This is a genomic window from Corynebacterium sp. CCUG 69979 (genome assembly GCF_024454095.1).
Taxonomy (GTDB): domain Bacteria; phylum Actinomycetota; class Actinomycetes; order Mycobacteriales; family Mycobacteriaceae; genus Corynebacterium; species Corynebacterium genitalium.
Window position 1 is genome coordinate 1 of sequence record NZ_JAGPZA010000031.1, and the last position, 16,291, is coordinate 16,291.

Annotated in this window: 16 protein-coding genes and 1 tRNA gene; 3 read left to right on the top strand and 14 right to left on the bottom strand. The window is 65.6% G+C overall.

Annotated elements, in window-relative coordinates:
• Positions 1-79 precede the first annotated feature (79 nt).
• The 5 genes from KBX18_RS11415 to KBX18_RS11435 form a co-directional block, all read right to left on the bottom strand.
• A tRNA-Thr gene (locus KBX18_RS11415) sits at positions 80-155 on the bottom strand.
• 146 nt (positions 156-301) lie between these two features.
• Entirely contained in the window at positions 302-859 is a 558-nt protein-coding gene (locus KBX18_RS11420) for a DUF4865 family protein (RefSeq protein ID WP_255996227.1), read from the bottom strand.
• Between the two features lie 26 nt (positions 860-885).
• The gene (locus KBX18_RS11425; protein ID WP_255996228.1) at positions 886-1,071 is read right to left on the bottom strand and encodes a hypothetical protein; all 186 of its coding nucleotides are present in this window, start codon (positions 1,069-1,071) and stop codon (positions 886-888) included.
• 157 nt (positions 1,072-1,228) lie between these two features.
• Positions 1,229-1,795: a TetR/AcrR family transcriptional regulator gene (locus KBX18_RS11430; RefSeq protein ID WP_255996229.1), complete on the bottom strand. Its 567-nt coding sequence runs from the start codon at positions 1,793-1,795 to the stop codon at positions 1,229-1,231.
• A gap of 83 nt (positions 1,796-1,878) precedes the next feature.
• The gene (locus tag KBX18_RS11435; RefSeq protein ID WP_255996230.1) at positions 1,879-3,090 is read right to left on the bottom strand and encodes a DNA polymerase III subunit delta'; all 1,212 of its coding nucleotides are present in this window, start codon (positions 3,088-3,090) and stop codon (positions 1,879-1,881) included.
• Positions 3,091-3,186: 96 nt separating this feature from the next.
• On the opposite strand from KBX18_RS11435, the gene KBX18_RS11440 reads away from it, so the two are divergent.
• Positions 3,187-4,713 carry an adenylate/guanylate cyclase domain-containing protein gene (locus tag KBX18_RS11440; RefSeq protein ID WP_255996231.1) on the top strand — a complete coding sequence of 509 codons (1,527 nt, stop codon included), beginning with the start codon at positions 3,187-3,189 and terminating at the stop codon, positions 4,711-4,713.
• Between the two features lie 55 nt (positions 4,714-4,768).
• Here the strand turns inward: KBX18_RS11440 and topA are convergent, their stop codons facing one another.
• Positions 4,769-7,684: a type I DNA topoisomerase gene (gene topA, locus KBX18_RS11445; RefSeq protein ID WP_255996232.1), complete on the bottom strand. Its 2,916-nt coding sequence runs from the start codon at positions 7,682-7,684 to the stop codon at positions 4,769-4,771.
• A gap of 124 nt (positions 7,685-7,808) precedes the next feature.
• Between topA and KBX18_RS11450 the strand changes: the two genes are divergently transcribed.
• Positions 7,809-8,444, top strand: a complete 636-nt coding sequence (locus tag KBX18_RS11450) for a DedA family protein (RefSeq protein ID WP_005287145.1) — start codon at positions 7,809-7,811, stop codon at positions 8,442-8,444.
• Between the two features lie 62 nt (positions 8,445-8,506).
• Here the strand turns inward: KBX18_RS11450 and KBX18_RS11455 are convergent, their stop codons facing one another.
• Positions 8,507-8,710 (bottom strand): cold-shock protein, encoded by a 204-nt coding sequence (locus KBX18_RS11455; RefSeq protein WP_005287157.1) that lies wholly within the window; start codon positions 8,708-8,710, stop codon positions 8,507-8,509.
• Positions 8,711-8,862: 152 nt separating this feature from the next.
• On the opposite strand from KBX18_RS11455, the gene KBX18_RS11460 reads away from it, so the two are divergent.
• Positions 8,863-11,229, top strand: coding sequence for a DEAD/DEAH box helicase (locus KBX18_RS11460; RefSeq protein WP_255996233.1), 2,367 nt, complete (start codon positions 8,863-8,865; stop codon positions 11,227-11,229).
• Between the two features lie 34 nt (positions 11,230-11,263).
• Here KBX18_RS11460 and KBX18_RS11465 read toward each other — a convergent pair whose 3' ends face one another.
• The 7 genes from KBX18_RS11465 to ssd all read right to left on the bottom strand — a co-directional run bounded on the left by KBX18_RS11465 (position 11,264) and on the right by ssd (position 16,030).
• Positions 11,264-11,611 (bottom strand): Rv3654c family TadE-like protein, encoded by a 348-nt coding sequence (locus tag KBX18_RS11465; protein WP_255996234.1) that lies wholly within the window; start codon positions 11,609-11,611, stop codon positions 11,264-11,266.
• Positions 11,611-11,919 carry a hypothetical protein gene (locus KBX18_RS11470; protein ID WP_255996235.1) on the bottom strand — a complete coding sequence of 103 codons (309 nt, stop codon included), beginning with the start codon at positions 11,917-11,919 and terminating at the stop codon, positions 11,611-11,613. The genes KBX18_RS11465 and KBX18_RS11470 overlap by 1 nt, the downstream gene beginning before the upstream one ends.
• A 16-nt stretch (positions 11,920-11,935) precedes the next feature.
• Entirely contained in the window at positions 11,936-12,145 is a 210-nt protein-coding gene (locus KBX18_RS11475; RefSeq protein WP_255996240.1) for a DUF4244 domain-containing protein, read from the bottom strand.
• Between the two features lie 204 nt (positions 12,146-12,349).
• Positions 12,350-13,027, bottom strand: a complete 678-nt coding sequence (locus tag KBX18_RS11480; protein ID WP_255996236.1) for a type II secretion system F family protein — start codon at positions 13,025-13,027, stop codon at positions 12,350-12,352.
• Entirely contained in the window at positions 13,024-13,824 is an 801-nt protein-coding gene (locus tag KBX18_RS11485; protein ID WP_255996237.1) for a type II secretion system F family protein, read from the bottom strand. Before KBX18_RS11485 ends, KBX18_RS11480 begins: the two co-directional genes overlap by 4 nt.
• Positions 13,821-14,966: a TadA family conjugal transfer-associated ATPase gene (locus tag KBX18_RS11490; protein ID WP_255996238.1), complete on the bottom strand. Its 1,146-nt coding sequence runs from the start codon at positions 14,964-14,966 to the stop codon at positions 13,821-13,823. The genes KBX18_RS11485 and KBX18_RS11490 overlap by 4 nt, the downstream gene beginning before the upstream one ends.
• Positions 14,966-16,030, bottom strand: coding sequence for a septum site-determining protein Ssd (gene ssd, locus KBX18_RS11495; RefSeq protein ID WP_255996239.1), 1,065 nt, complete (start codon positions 16,028-16,030; stop codon positions 14,966-14,968). Before ssd ends, KBX18_RS11490 begins: the two co-directional genes overlap by 1 nt.
• Positions 16,031-16,291 lie beyond the last annotated feature (261 nt).

Sequence of the window (16,291 nt, forward strand, 5' to 3'; positions counted from 1 at the left end):
GGAAAAAATAAACACCAAGACGCCGGTTTGTCCACCATGTCGCGACTCATATGTCAACAATGTCGCGACTGATGACACTTGGAGCCGCCTGCGAGAATCGAACTCGCGACCTTCTCATTACGAGTGAGATGCTCTGCCGACTGAGCTAAGGCGGCGGGGACTATTAAAGGTCCGAACCGATAGCATAATCGACGCGCACCCCCGCACAAAACTGGGCAAACTTGAGACGGTGACGGGGTGTGAGGGCAGCGTTGGGCCGAGACATGAAGAAGCCTTCCAGGGAGGCTCGATGGTGGCCGAGTCAGGCAGCAGCGGAAACGTGCAGCACCTCGTAGGCGGAGACATCGGTGGAGGTCTCGTCGGCTTCTTTGGTGCTGAGCTCGACGAGGACGGCGGCCCAGGCGGTGACGTCCACGGCAGCGACGCGGGCCACGGTGGAGTCAATGGTCGTAACGAGAAAGTCCGCAGTAATGCCCTCGATGCAGTGGGACGGCGCGGCGCCGTCCGGCAGGGGCACGGTCTTGATGGTCAAGCTGCGGGCTGCGACGTAGTCAGCCGGACCGGCAACGAGCTGATGGACAGTCCAGTCTTGGATCGGGTGGCGGCCAAAGTCGTGCACGATGGCCGAGTATCCAGGTTCGCCCCAGCAGAACTGACGCATCCCGTCGATGTCGCGCCAGACGTAGAAGGGTGCGTAGGCGTTGTGGGTTGCACCCCTGGCCTTCTCTTGGATGAGGTAGGCCTTGAACTCCAGTCCGTGGTAGCCGTCCATGAGGTGCCCCGTCCGGGTGACACGATCGCGAATGATTTGCATGTCGTAGTCAGTGGGCAGCGTGATCTGATACTGCATGGCGTACATCAGTGGTTCTCCTTTGTTGCGTGGGACTAAGTCGCGGGATTGACGGGTTCCGGCCATTCGATAACCGACAGGTCATCAGCGGCTTGCTGGTAGGCCTCATGTGTCATGGGCTGTTCGGGTGCAGCGCCATGCCAGTGTCGCCGGCGGGCATCGAGCCAGATGGACTCGCCCCCAGCCAGGCACTGGGGCACTTGCCCTTCAATGTGAACCATGGCAACGCCGTCCGTGGCATACAGTCCCTGACACTTGGGATGAGTGTGCGCCCCAGCCGCAAACGTGACGGCGTACACAGCCAGTGTCGACTCACGGGTGGGTGCCCGGCCAAGGTCTTGGCTTCGACTGTGCCCGTGAAGTACCCGGGAGCGAAGCTCATCGCCGGCTCCAGGTGCGCAGGAGCGTAATTGCGCCGCGGATAGCGGCGTCGAACTCTACAGGGTCTTGCTGGGCACGGGCTAAGACATAGCCACCCTGCACTGTGGCCACGACCATCGAGGCCAATTGGTGGGTGTCAGTTCCAGACGGGAACTCACCCGCATCGATCCCCTCGTGAATGACTGTCCCGATCGTCTCGACAAGCCATGCCAGGGTTGAGGAGACCGGCTGAAGCAGCTCAGGCGTAGCGATCACGTCGACGTCATAAGTCATACGACCCATACGGCAGCCCCGGAGGGAGTCGCGCTGGCGCTCGAGATAGGCAACGAGACGCTCCGTGGCCGTTCCCTTGCCACGGAGCAACGCATCCGCATCATTCCGCATGGCTGTCGCACTGGCCTCCAGAGCGGCCACCGCGAGGTCCTGCTTGCCCGAGAAGTGGTGGTACATGCTGCCTTGCCCCGCGTCGGCTCGGCTCAGTATGTCCTTCGGGCTAGTTGCTGCATAACCCCGCTCCCACAGCAGTTCCTGGGCCGCATCCAAGAGACGTGTCCTTGTGTCCATGCCCCCAGTGTACATACCAGTAGTTACAGAATTCTCGTCGACCGCTCCGCGCCGAGCTCAATCTATGTCCCCGCTCAGTACACTTAGCTCACTCCGCACGCGATGCGGATGCGGCCGAGCATGCCGTTGAAGGCGATGACGGGCATGACGTTCTGGTGCAGGCGCGCGCGGCATTCGGCCACGGCGTCGAGGCACTCCGTGATGCCCGCCAGGTCGGCGTGGTTGGCAATCTCTGTGGATAGCCCCTCAAAGTCAGGGTGCACCAGGGGCACTCCTCCCCCGCTGCTGGTGATCATCGCGTCGCGGTAGATCCCGGCGAGGTCCACCAGGGTGAGGTCGAGCACGTCGCGCAGGCGACGGGTACCGCGCGCCTTTTGCGCAGCTTCGAGCTCTTTGAGCGAGGACGCCGTGCCGCGCAGCGCCTTCGCCGCGCCTTTGCCTTTCGCACCCATGCCGAGGGCGTTTTCGAGCCGCTTGCGCTCCTCCTCGTCGGACGAGGCATACGCATCCTTCGCCTCCGCGTCTGCGGACTTCACCAACGCCGCCACACCTTGGAAGGCCTGGTCGCCGTGCAAGACGAGTTCGGCGATGTTGATGGCGGCCGCCCGGCGCTTCTGCGAAGCATCAGAGTTCACCAGGCGGCGCGCTCGGCCGATGTGGCGCAGCGACGTGACGGCGGCCAACCGCGCGTCGGACTCCGCTGCGCCTTCTTCAGAAACCAGGATGCGCACGATCTCGTCGACGGACGGGGCGGGCACGTACAGGTGGCGGCAGCGCGACCGCAGGGTCACGGAGAAGTCCTGCGGGTCGGTGGACGGGGCGCACATGATGATGACGGTGGTTTCCGGCGGCTCCTCCACCGTCTTCAGGATCGCCTCGGGGGCCTCACGGGAGAAGCGGTCGGCGTCTTCGATGATGATGACGCGCCAGTTCGCGACCGTCGGTAAGCGTGTCGCTGCAGGAATGATCGTGTCGCGCACCGTGTCGATGCTGATGGTCATGCCCTCCGGCACGATGTGCACCACGTCCGTGTGGGCGCCGGCGAAGACGTCCCGGCAGGCTTGGCAGTGCCCGCAACCGAGTGCGTCCGCGGGCGATTCGCACACGAGCGCCGCTGCGAACGCCACAGCCGCTGTCGACCGTCCTGCCCCCGGCGGGCCAGTGAACAACCAGGAGTGCGTCATCGCGTGCGGGTCAGCGCCGGGCACCCCGCGTGCAGCCGCCGCGGCGCCGAGGATGGTCGCACGGACCGACGGGGTCCCCGCCAGCCTCTCCGGAACGCTCAGCTCACTCACGCTCACCAGCCTACAACCCCTCCCGAACACCACCCTGGGCCCGCTCCGCGATGGCTTGTCCACTCTTCACCTACCCCCGACGTAGAGTAGGTGAACGTGGAAAGAATCTGGCGCGGCGTGAAGTGGCTCATGGGCACACCATGGCCTCTGTATGCTTCCGTGCTGCTGTTCACCAACGTGGTCAGCGCGATCGCGATCATGTTCTTCGTCCGTTACCTCATTCCGATGCAGGGCACGGAGTATTTGGCGGATGTGGCGAATGTCTTCGGGCCGTTGGCGGTCGTTTATCTTGTCATCGCCGTGATCTTCGGCGGCATTGTCTCTTACATGCTGTTTCGACCGGTCCTGCTGTATGAGCGGCGCCCCGACGATTTCGACGCCCACAGCGTATACCGCCTTGTGCTCCGCATTCCGGTGCTGCAGACACTCGTGGTCGGGGTGATTTGGCTCCTCGGCATCATCATTGCCACCACAGCCACGGCGCTTTACGACGGCTCCTTAGCCCTCGTCATCGCCATCTCCACCCTCATGGCGGGCCTGGTCACCTGCGTGCTCACCTTCGTTCAGGCGGAACGCCTCGTGCGCCCCGTGGCGGCATCGACCTTGGCGCGGCAACACGAGGACTCCACTCTGGAACCTCCGATCAAACAGCGTCTGTATATGACCTGGTTCATGACTTCGGGCGTGCCGCTGCTGGGCATTCTGTTCCTGTTGGCCGCCCAGTACTACGGGTTCTTCGAAGACACCCCCGGTGAGCTGTTGCCGTCGGTAAGTGCCCTGGCGGGCACCGCGATCTTCACCGGCATGGCGGGCACCGCGTTCGCCGTCATGAACGTCGTCGACCCGATCAAGGAGCTCCAGCAGGCGATCAACCGAGTGCGCCGCGGTGAGACGGACACGCAGGTGCCTATTTACGACGGCTCCGAGCTCGGCGTCCTGCAAGCCGGCTTCAACGAAATGATGCGCGGGCTCAACGAGCGCGAGCGCGTCCGCGACATCTTCGGCCAGTACGTCGGCTCCGAGGTGGCCCAGAAGGCCCTCGAGGAGAAGCCGGAGCTCGGCGGCGAGGACCGCAAGGTCGCCGTCGTGTTCGTCGACGTCATCGGTTCGACGAACTTCGCCGTCAACCACTCCCCTAAAGAGGTCGTGGAGGCCCTCAACGCCTTCTTCGAGATCGTCGTGGACGTGGTGCACCGCAACAAGGGCGTGATCAACAAATTCCAGGGCGACGCGGCCCTGGCCGTCTTCGGTGCGCCGCTGGCGGTGACAGACTCGGCCTCCCACGCCCTCCAGGCCGCACGCGAGCTGCGCCAAGAGCTGCGCGGACTCGAGCTCGACGCCGGTATTGGCGTTGCGAGCGGCCACGTGGTCGCCGGGCATATCGGCGGCCAAGACCGCTTCGAGTACACCGTCATCGGTGACGCCGTGAATACCGCCGCCCGTCTCACCGAGGTGGCCAAGGACACGCCGGGCCGAGTGCTCACCAACGCCTCGACGCTGACAAGCGCCAACGAGATCGAGCAGGCGCGCTGGACCGTGATGAAGTCGATCGAGCTGCGCGGCCGCAACAAGATGACGCAGCTCGCCCGCCCGGTGCGCGCGACGATGGCGGACAGCGCCTAGCCGCGCCTCGCACTCGGCGAGGGTGCGGCCGCGCCTTACACACGCCAGCCCCACGCTACTTCTTGCGCGTGCCCGCCTTCACCACACGCTTGGTGGTCTGCTTCGGCTTCTTCGCAGCCTTCTTGGTGGCCTTCTTTTTGGAGGCCTTCTTCTTCGTGGCTTTCTTCGCTCCGCCGCCGGCAGCGTCCTCGGCTTCGCGGGCGCGCCGGGCCGAGAGCAGTTCGTTGGCGCGGGCGTCCGTCATGGTTTCGGGGGTGTCGCCGCGCTGGAGGGAGGCGTTGGTTTCCCCGTCGGTCACGTAGGGGCCGAAGCGGCCGTCCTTGACGGTCATGGGCTTGCCGGAGACGTCGTTGTCGCCAAGCGCCTTCAGCGGCGGCTGAGCGGCGGCGCGGCCGCGGCGCTTCGGTTCGGCGTAGATGCGGCGGGCCTCATCCAGCGTCACGGTGAAGATCTGGTCCTCGTTGGCCAGCGAGCGAGAGTCGTTGCCCTTCTTCAGGTACGGGCCATAACGGCCGTTCTGGGCGGTGATCATCTCACCGTCGGAGGGGTCCTCGCCGACTTCGCGGGGCAGGGAGAGGAGCTTCAGAGCGTCGTCAAGCGTCACCGTCGACGGTTCCATGGAGGAGAACAGGGAGGCGGTGGCGGGTTTGAGTTGCTCGTCGACAAGCTGCTCGGTGCGCTTGACTCGCGCTGCTTCCGCGGTCTTCGTCTCCCAGTTCTTCGCGCGCTTGCCCTCGGCCGCGCGCTGGGCGTCTTCCTCGGCGCGCTCGGCGGCGATGACCTCTTGGGCGTGGGCTTCGGCGGTGGCACGCTCGTCATCACGGACAAGCTCGGTGACGTAGGGGCCGTAGCGGCCTTCCTTGGCCACGATCATGCGGCCGGTGTCGGGGTTCTGCCCCAGCTCACGGCCGGTCGGCGGGGTGGCAAAGAGCTTTTCTGCCATCTCTTGGGTGACTTCGTCCGGAGTCGTGGATTCGGGCAGGTTGGCGCGCTGGAACTCCGGCTCGCCGTCGCTTCCCACGCCGACCTGGCGCTCCAAGTACGGCCCGTAGCGGCCGACGCGGACGTAGACGGGACGGTCTTCCTCGTCGCGGAAGAGCTCGAGGGAATTGACCTTGCGGGCGTCGATCGCCTCGAGGTTGGCCTCGATGATGTGCTTCAGGCCGCCGCGGCGCGCTACAGCCTCGGCGGTGGTGTCGGATGCCTCGGCGTCGCCGAAGTAGAAGCCGGTGAGCCACTCGGTGCGGTTCTCGGTGCCTTGGGCGATCTCGTCGAGCTCGTCCTCCATCGAGGATGTGAACTCGTAATCCACGAGCGCGTCGAAGTTCTGCTCCATGAGCCCCACCACGGAGAACGCGACCCAGGTGGGCACCAGCGCGTTGCCGCGGGTGGCCACGTAACCGCGGTCCTGGATGGTCTTGATGATGGACGCGTACGTCGACGGGCGACCGATGCCCAGGTCCTCCATCTTCTTCACCAGCGACGCTTCTGTGTAGCGCGCCGGCGGGTTGGTGGAGTGGCCGTCAGCTGTGACCTCGCGGGCGGTCAGCGCGTCGCCTTCAGACAGCTGCGGCAGGTGCTTTTCCTTGTTGTCCTGCGTGTCGGAGTAGGCGCGCAGCCAGCCGGGGAACGTGATCGTGCGGCCGGAGGCGGTCAGCTCGACGTCGGTGCCGTCGGCAGCTTGACCTGCGACAACGACGGTCATAGTGGTGCCGCGGGAGTCTTCCATCTGGGAGGCGACGGTGCGCTGCCAGATCAGTTCGTACAGCTTGAACTCCTCGGCGTCGAGGGCGCTCGCGAGCTCACCGGGAGTGGCAAATCGCTCGCCGGCGGGGCGGATCGCTTCGTGCGCCTCCTGCGAGTTCTTCACCTTACGGTCGTAGCGGCGCGGCTGATCGGTCACGTAGTTCGACCCGTACAGCTCTCGGGCGGCGTTGCGTGCGGCATCGAGCCCCTGCTTCGACAGCGATGTGGAGTCCGTACGCATATACGTGATGTGACCGTTTTCGTACAGGCGCTGCGCGATGCGCATTGTGCGCGCCGATGTGAAGTGCAACTTCGCACCCGCGGCCTGCTGCAGCGTCGATGTCATGAACGGGGCGTACGGCCGGCGGGAGTACGGCTTCGACTCCACACTGGCAACCGTCAGGTCTTGGCTGGTCAAACCTTCAGCGAGCGTTTCCGCGCGCTGCTTATCGACGACAACTACCGCATCATTTTTCAACCCACCTCGGTCATTGAAATCACGACCCTGGGCGATCTTCGTCCCGTTGATGGTGGACAGTTTCGCGTCGAAGTCGTCCGGGTTAGCGGCCCCGCCGCTGCCCGCGTTCAAGGTGGCGGTCACGTCCCAGTATTCGGCGGAGACGAAAGCCATGCGCTCACGTTCACGTTCGACAATCACGCGCGTGGCCACCGACTGCACACGGCCCGCCGACAGGCGCGGCATGACCTTCTTCCACAGCACGGGCGAGACCTCGTAGCCGTAGAGACGGTCGAGGATGCGGCGGGTTTCCTGCGCGTCGACGAGGTCCATGTCCAGCTCGCGGGTGTTCTCTGCGGCCTCGCGGATGGCGGATTCGGTGATCTCGTTGAACACCATGCGCTCTACTGGAACCTTCGGCTTGAGCACCTCGAGCAGGTGCCAGGCAATGGCCTCACCCTCACGGTCCGGGTCTGTTGCCAGCAACAGTTTGTCGGAGCGCTTCAGCTTGTCTTTGAGGTCCGTGACCTTTTTCTTCTTGTCGGGGCTGACCACGTAGATCGGCTGGAAGCCGTCCTCGGGGTTCACTCCGAGCTTGGCCCACGTTTCCTTCTTGTACTTGGCGGGAATGTCAGCGGCGCGGCCGGGCAGGTCGCGGATGTGGCCCACAGATGCTTCAACGAAGTAGTTGTCGCCCAAGTATTTTTGGATCTTCTTCGCCTTGGTCTGTGACTCCACAATGACCAGTGTTTTGCCGTTATCCGTCACGCCGGGTGACTCCTTAAACCTCTCGAGCTCATTCTCTATGACAACTACCACGGAATATAAGGTCTTTGTGACTGATCATGAAAACTTCCCTGAATAAGTTCCACGCGAAGTACACTTTCCTGACATGGCTGAGATGATCGATTCGCTGATCCAATTCTTGGAGCAGTTGATGACCATGCCTATCTTCTATCCGCTGCTAGGCCTGCTCATCACTGTCGACGCGCTGTGCCCGCTCGTCCCCAGCGAAACCGTCCTCAACTTGGCGGGCGCTTTCTCCGCCTCCCAGGGTGTGCCGGACGTCAAATGGGTCATCGGCGCCGCCATGATCGGCGCGCTGATCGGCGACAACCTGTGCTTCATGCTGGGCGGGAAACTGATCCACTTTGTCAACCGCCTGGATCCGGATTCCAACGCTGGTCGCGCCATCGAATGGGTGCGGGACAATATGAACCAGCACGGGCCTGTCACCATCATCGTGGCACGGTTCATCCCGTGGGCGCGGTGGGTGGCCACGATTCTGCTGGGCTCGGTGCGCTTCAGCTGGTTCAAGTTCTTCTTGTACGACACCATCGGCGTCGTGCTGTGGGTCTTCATCGGCGTTGGCGTGGGGTACCTCGGCGGCACGATCCTGTCGGACTTCCCGCTGCTGGCCATGATCGTCGGTGTGATCCTCGGCTCTCTGGTTGGCCTGGGCATTCAGCGCCTGCAGTCACGTTTGTGGGACTGGCGCGATGTCCGGCGCGGTGTCTCAGTGATCTAAGAGGCCCGCACACGCAAAAACGGCGCCCGAGTGGGGCGCCGTTTTTTGACCGTCGATAAGCGTTAAAGCGCGCGGACCTGCTGTGCCTGCGGACCCTTGCTGCCTTCGCCGATCTCGAACTCGACCTGCTGGTTCTCTTCGAGGGTGCGGAAGCCGCTGCCCTGGATCTCGGAGTAGTGGACAAAAACGTCAGAAGAGCCGTCATCAGGTGCGATGAAGCCGAAGCCCTTTTCGGCGTTGAACCATTTCACAGTTCCTGTTGCCATTGTGGTTAACCTTTCGTAGATGCTTGGAGCTCGCGAGCACCCGGTAAGGCGCACACAATCTGCGACCACCGACCAGTGTGCCATGACTTGGCCAATCACGCCGGGCGAGCCGAAAAGTTTTCCGTATCCTAATTACCGTTGGAGGGATCCGCATGGATGTGATGGCCCAAGAGCTGCTCGAAGGGCTCACTCGCGCATGCCCGCAGGGCACCATCACGCATGCGCGCACCGTCCCCGGACGCCCCGCGCGCCATGTTGAATGGCCGCAGTGGACAGATGAGGCGCTGCGCACGACGCTTATCGACGCTTCCATCACCCTCCCGTTTTCCCACCAGGCCGAATGCGCCCAACTCGCGTGGGACGGCCGCGATGTGGTGGTGGCTACTGGGACGTCGTCAGGCAAATCTTTGGGTTACCAACTGCCGGTGCTGACGACGCTGGCGGAGGATCCGACCGCGTGCGCGATCTACCTGACGCCGACGAAGGCGCTGGGATCCGATCAGCTGATGGCGGTGAATACCCTCATTAAGGGTCATCCGGTGTTGGGTGGGGCTGGTTCCGCCCCTATCAACCCCGCACCCTACGACGGAGACACACCTACCGAGGCTCGTCCCGTGGTGCGGGAGACCACCCGCTTCGTGTTCACCAACCCCGACATGCTGCACGCCGGCATCCTCTCCGGCCACCCGAAGTGGGCCCGTCTGCTGCGCCACCTGCGGTACGTCGTGGTGGACGAATGCCACTCCTACCGCGGCGTTTTCGGTGCCAACGTCGCGCTGGTGCTGCGTCGCCTAGACCGAATCGCCCGGGCCTATGGGTCGCGGCCAGTGTTCGTGTGTGCTTCTGCAACGGCCGCTGACCCCGCCGTCCACGCGTCCCGTCTGACCGGCCGCGATGTGACCGCTGTGACAGAGGATGGCGCCCCCACCGGCGAACGCACCTTCGCCTTGTGGGAGCCCGGTTTCATCGAGGGTGCCGAGGGCGAGAACGGCGCCCCCGTCCGCCGCGCCGCCACGACAGAAGCAGCCACGATCATGGCGGACCTGGTCGGGGCCGGTGCCCGCACGCTGACGTTCGTGCGCTCCCGGCGCGCTGCCGAGATTGTGGCGATGCGCGCGGCTGAGGATTTGGTTGCCGCCGGCCGGGCCGACTTCGCCCAGCGGATCGCCTCCTACCGCGCTGGGTACCTTGCTGAGGACCGTCGCGCGTTGGAGCGGGCTCTCGACAACGGTGACGTGCTCGGCATGGCCACGACGAACGCGCTGGAACTCGGCATCGACGTCGGCGGGCTCGACGCCGTGGTCATGGCGGGGTTCCCCGGCACCGTGGCCTCCTTCCGGCAGCAGGCGGGCCGGTCGGGCCGGCGCGGGCAGTCGTCCCTGGTGGTCATGGTTGCCCGCGACGAGCCGATGGACACCTATCTGGTCCACCACCCCGAGGCCTTGTTGGACCGGCCGGTGGAGAACAGCGTGTTCAACCCGTGGAACCCGTTCATTCTGCGGGGGCATGTGTACTGCGCGGCCGTCGAGAAGCCGCTCACGCCCGATGAGGTGGCAGCCAGCGACAGCATCGCCCGCACCGTCGCCGAGCTGGAAGAGCAGGGTTTCCTGCGTCGCCGCGCCAAGGGCTGGTTCGCCGTGCCGCAGTTGGACGGGCCCATCACGCCGGAGTCGGCGCATGCCTCGGTGAGCCTGCGCGGCGGCACTGGTGAAGAGGTCATGATTGTCGATGTCACCGACGGCCGCCTGCTGGGCACCGTCGATTCCGCCCGCGCCATGTCGCAGGTGCACGACGGGGCTGTCTACGTCCACCAGGGCGAATTCTTCGTCATTGAAGAGCTCGACCTGGAGGGCTACGTCGCGCTCGCCCGCCCGGAGATGCCCGACTACTCCACGATGGCGCGGTCCACCACGGACATCGCTGTCATCGGCACGGTGGACAAGGTCAACCCCTCGCCTGGGTTGTGGGTGGCCAGCGTGGATGTGGAGGTCACGGACCGGGTGACGGGGTACGTCGTCAAGCTTTCCGACGGCACCACCTCCGAGCACATCCCCCTCGACTTCCCACCGCAAACCCTGGTCACACGGGCGGTGGCCTACACGATCGACCCGGTCGTGCTCGACGAGCTGGGTATCGCCGCGGGCGACGTGCCTGGCACCTTGCACGCCGCAGAGCACGCCGCGATCGGCCTGCTGCCTCTGCTGGCCACCTGCGACCGGTGGGACATCGGCGGCGTATCCACCGCCCTGCACCCGGACACGATGCTGCCCACCGTGTTCGTGTACGACGGCCACCCTGGCGGCGCCGGCTTCGCCGACGAGGGCTACGCCCGCTTCCACGAGTGGATCGCCGCGACCTACGATGCCGTGAAGTCCTGCGGATGCGCTACTGGTTGCCCGTCGTGCGTGCAATCGCCGAAGTGCGGCAACGGAAACCAGCCGCTGGATAAAGCGGGCGCGCTGAAGGTACTAGGCGCGCTGGTCACCATGACAGCTGGTTTGAGCGACCGCGTGCGCTGAGCCCCTGGCTATCGGTGGTCCGGCAGCCCCGCTGTCACAGCGGCCCGGCGCGCGCCGTGGCTTCGGCATGTCTCGCCCCACCCGCCGTGCGCACGGCAGTGGTGACGATCACATCCGCACCGTCGATCGTGCAGGTGCGTACCTCCGCGTCGTTCAAGCTCGCGGTTTTCTCCGCAGTGGAGCACACCTGCGACGCGGTATGTCCCGTGTAGAGCGCAGTTGCCCCGGCGACGGCAGCGAGGTCCGCCGCCACCTGCGCCCGGTGCGTGCCGGCGGTGTGGCTGACCAGGCCGGCCACCACCATTGCCAAGCTGACCACGGCAGCGACGATGGAGGCGGAGAGGATGGTGGCGTGGCCGCGGTCGTCGATAAGCGTGCGCATCAGCGGAACTCCACCGGATACACCGCGGTAGCGCGCATCGGGCGGATAGTCGCGGGGACCTCCGCCGTCACGCGCACGACCTCGGCATCCTCGGTGACAGTGACGCTGATCCCGTCCCGCGGCGGGGTGTAGGTGATGCCGATGGCGTGGGAGCGCGCCGCCGCACCCGCGACGTCCACAGCCGTGATGTAAGAGGCCATGGTGGAGATCCCCGCCACGATCGCCGCAGCCACCGTGACCAACACGGCGAGCGACAGCGCGGCCTCGATCGTGACGGAACCGCGGTCAGCGACGAGCACCTTTCTCATCAGCGCCACCCTCTACCTAACTCGGTGTGTTGGACAGCGCGTCGGTGATGATGCCCTCGATCGCGCTGACCACCCCGTCGCCGTTGATCACCATGTACAGCACCGCGGCGAGAGCGGCTGCGGCGAGACTGCCCATGGCGTATTCGATGGTGGACATTCCGCGCTCGTTGCGCAGGGCAGCGGCACTTGCGGCTCCACGCTGGGATGCTCGTGCGTAGGCGCGCAGCGTGGCGGCGTTGAGCTTATCGACGGCCCCGCGCAGGCCCATCGGGGCGGACTGGATGTTGTTCTCGGTGGGATTGATGATGGCTGCAGTCATGATCGTGTCTCCTTTTCTGATGACGGTGTGTCTTGAGAGTTGTTTGCTTGGTTCGTGCTGGTTGTTCTTGTTTCCTGGGTTTTGTGCTGGTTATCTCGGTTCTCTGGTTTTTCATCCACCCCCGAACATGTCTGACCCCAACCCGATGACCACGGGCGCGAGCCCGAGGACGAAGAACGCCGGGAGGAAGAACGCGGCGAGCGGAATGCTGATGAGCACTCCGGCGCGTTCTGCGGCCGCCGTTGCGTCGTCGGCTGCGTCAGCGCGCAGGGACTCGGCGATGCGGTCGCAGGAATCGGCTACCGCTGATCCTGAGGCGTGCGACAACGTGACCGTCGACGCCAGCTCTTCGCATCCTGGGACGCCGTGCATGACGGCCCATGCGCGTTCGGGTTCAATCCCGAGTTCGCTGTAGGCCACAACGCGGCGCCAGAGCTGCCCCAGCTGCGTGAGCTGACCCGATTCCCCCGTGTCCCCCACGTTTTCCCCCTCGTTGCGTGCTTCATCCTGGCCACCCTGTTGGTAGCTTTCTGCCACTGCGGCGGCTGCCGCGGCGGCCGGTAACCCCGCGCGGAAGCAGGCGGCGAACAATTCAATGTCGCTGGCGATGCGGTGCTTGTCCCACCGCTTTTGCTGCTTCCCCCGTCGACTGGTGTTGCCGGGCCCGTCGCGCGGGGCCTTCGGGTCCCGGGTGGACTCACCAATCCGGCCCGCTGGTCCCACCCCAGGCAGAGCAAGTGCCCCGGCGAGGAAGGCTGTCGCCAGCACCGTGCTTATCGACGCACTCATCCCGCCGCCCTCCCGATGATCGCCTGCGACGTAGCGAACCCGGCGCAGACGAGCGCCGTTCCTACCAGCAGCAACAGGCCGCCGAGCCCTCCGCCGGTGAGTAGGGCCACCGGACGGGCACCCATTGCTTGCCCCATGAGGATCCCCGCCAGCGGCAGCACGGACAGGACCACTGCAGTTGCCCGAGGACCCGCCAGCGCCGCCGTAGTAGCGTTGCGGTGCCGCACAGCGTTGTCCAGGCGCGACCGCGCGCTGCCGAGCAGGTCCGCAACGGGAATGCCCAGCTTGGCCGACAAGCCCCACAGGACACCGACATCCCGCAGCTCAGGCAGGGGTGACGCCGCCAGGATCGCCGCACCCGCCCCGCCGCTTCTCGTGTGGGCGGCCACACGGCGCAGCTCGCTGGCAAGGTCTGCTGGAGCGTTGTCGGCGGTCTGCTCGGCGGCCCGTGCGCATGCCTCGGCCACGCTCGATCCAGCGCGTAAGGCTGCGACCAAGTGGCCGAGGTAACCGGCAGCGGCAACGGCACGGTCGTGGTGGGCGCGGCGCCGGCGGGCCGCCACCACCGAGTGGATGGCTGTCGCCCCGGCGACACACACGCTGAGCAGCAGCGTCGCCCGGTCCGTCGCGAGCACTGCGAGCACAGCCACCACACCACCGATCCCCACCAAGGGACGCAAGGCCGCCTGAGTCATCGGGGCGGATCTTTGACCGATGCGCAGTGCAGGACGCGCAGGCGGCACGCACAGGGCCAGGGCGAGCAGCAGCGCAGCCGGCCACGAAATCACTGAGATCACGGCTGCACCCCCAGTTCCGTGCAAAGCTCCCGGTACCCGTCGCGCTGCCCGGCGCGCGAATCCCACACGACCCGCGGCACCACCGGGTTGCCTTCCAGCACACCGATCTGGTGGACAATGCGTCGGCCGTCGCTCTCCCGGCGCATCACGATCACCACATCCACCGCCGCTGCCAGCTGCGAGTGCAGCGCTTCCCGGTCGAGCCCGCCGAGCACCGCCAACGCTTCCAACCGTGCGGGCACCTCATCGATGGAGTTGGCGTGAACAGTCCCCGCACCCCCGTCATGGCCTGTGTTCAGCGCGGCGAGAAGATCGACAACCTCCGCTCCACGGATCTCCCCCACCACGATCCGGTCGGGCCGCATGCGCAGAGCCTGTCGCAGCAGGTCAGCAATGGTGATCTCACCTGCGCCTTCCGTGTTCTTCCCGCGCGAGGTCAGGTTGACCACGTGCGGGTGCGCCGGAGTCAGCTCCACGGTGTCCTCGATCGCGATTATGCGCTCGTGCTGCGCGACCTGCGCCAGCATGGCCGCCAGCAGCGTCGTCTTGCCTGTCCCGGTGCCACCGACAACGAGAAAAGCTTTTCGCTTATCGACGACTCCCCTCAGCACCGCCTCCCTTTCCCCATCCACAGCCCCAGAGGAACGCAGCTGGTCCAACGTGGCCGTCTTGCTGCGCAACACGCGCAGGGAAATGCAGGTGCCGCCCGCGGAGGTGGGGGCGAGGATGGCGTGGAAGCGTAAGACGGTGCCGTCGATACGTGAAAGGTGTCCGTCGGCGTACGGCTTCGCGCTGTCGAGGCGGCACCCGCAACTGGCGGCGAGGCGCGTGGCTAGGCGGCGCACAGCATCGTCGGAACCCAAGCTCATGTCCGCGCGCTCCAGCCCACTGCCGCGGTCGAAGAAGATGTCATCGGGGCCGTTGACGCAGATGTCGGTGACCCCGTCCATGGCGAGCAACGTCTCGAGCGGCCCTGCTCCGGTTGTTTCGTCGCGCAGAGCACGCATGATGTCCAGCACGTCGAGGTCACTGATGACCACTGCCTCTTCACGGATGAGACCCGCGAGTTCAGCCGGTGACGTGAGAGACGGGTCGTCAGCAAGGCGGCGTTGCACGGCGGCGATGATGTCTGCGCGCTCCATTAGCTCGCCGCCTTCAAAATCGTTCGAGCTGCCGCGGTGAGTGATCGCGGCAGGCGCACCGGCAACCCGCCGACTTCGACTGCGCGGACGAGCTTCGGAACGTGCTTGACTTCCGCCACCACCTCCGTGCTGGTCACGTTCTCCATCTCCTCGGCGGTCATTCCGGACCAGCCTCGGTGCCGCAGCACAATGGACACGGGAATGTTCGCGCCCCGGCATTCCGCGGTTATGAGCGCGGTGGCAGCGGCCGCCCGGACCTCTGCCGGCGCAAGGATGAATGCGTGGTCGCACCGGTTGGGCAGCCCGTCTGCAGGCGCGTCAACGACGGTCAGTCCGCCCGTGCCCAGCGCTGTGACGACCCGGTCGAGGTCCCCCGCGGCCACGCGGCTAATCCCCGCCGCTTCGGGCACCACCGTCCGGGCCCCGGTGAGCACCCCGATCCCGTCCTTCGTCACCGGCAGTGCCTGGCGCAGTTGGGACCGCTCCACACTGCCTTGGCCGATGTCGAGGTCACCCCAGCGCGCACCGACAACGTCCTCGACGCCGAGCAACAGGTCGATCCCGCCAGAGTAACGGTGGGCGTCGACGATAACGGGTTGCACCTCCGTCGACGCTGTGCGGGCAACGGCCGCCGCGAAGGTGGACGTTCCCGCACCACCAGCCGCGCCGATGAACGTCAGTACTGTGCCCGTCGTCGCAGTGCGGGCACTGGCAACCCCGGTTGCCGCGCGCAGTGCTAACTTCCCAATCGCTCCGAGGAGGTCAGCAGCCTCCGCCGGCAGCGCGAACGAATCAGTAACGCCCGGTGGAGCCGTGTCGGTTGTACCACCGGTGGTGTCGCTGCGCAGGTGGAACACTCCGTGGCGCTCGGGAAGGCCGGTGAGGGCGGGGAGGTTCTCGTCGTCGATAAGCACGGCGAAGGCGCGGGAGTGGTGGCGGGTGATGTCGGCGGGACTGTGGGCGTCGATCAATGGGCGGCCCGTTGCGGCCGCGAGGTGCGTTGCCTCGGGGTGCACGATCGGGTCGCCGACGGCGATGAGGATGGGTGCTGTGTCGCTGCGCATGGCTTCACTGTGAGCGCTGCCAACCCCCAGCTCAAGCGGTTGCTTTCGGCCCTGTGGACAACCCCCGTTTTCGCGGACGTGTCACCATTTTTCTGTGGATAGATCTGGCGCTTACCGCGCATTGTGCGCACTGCAGTGACCACAACTAAGGGGCCAGGGAACCGGCCGCTGCGGCGACAGCATGGGGTTAAACGACAAAAAGTGTGTCTGGAATCGCCGGTTTCCGGGGCTTAACCACGAGGTTTCAGGAAAATATATGCT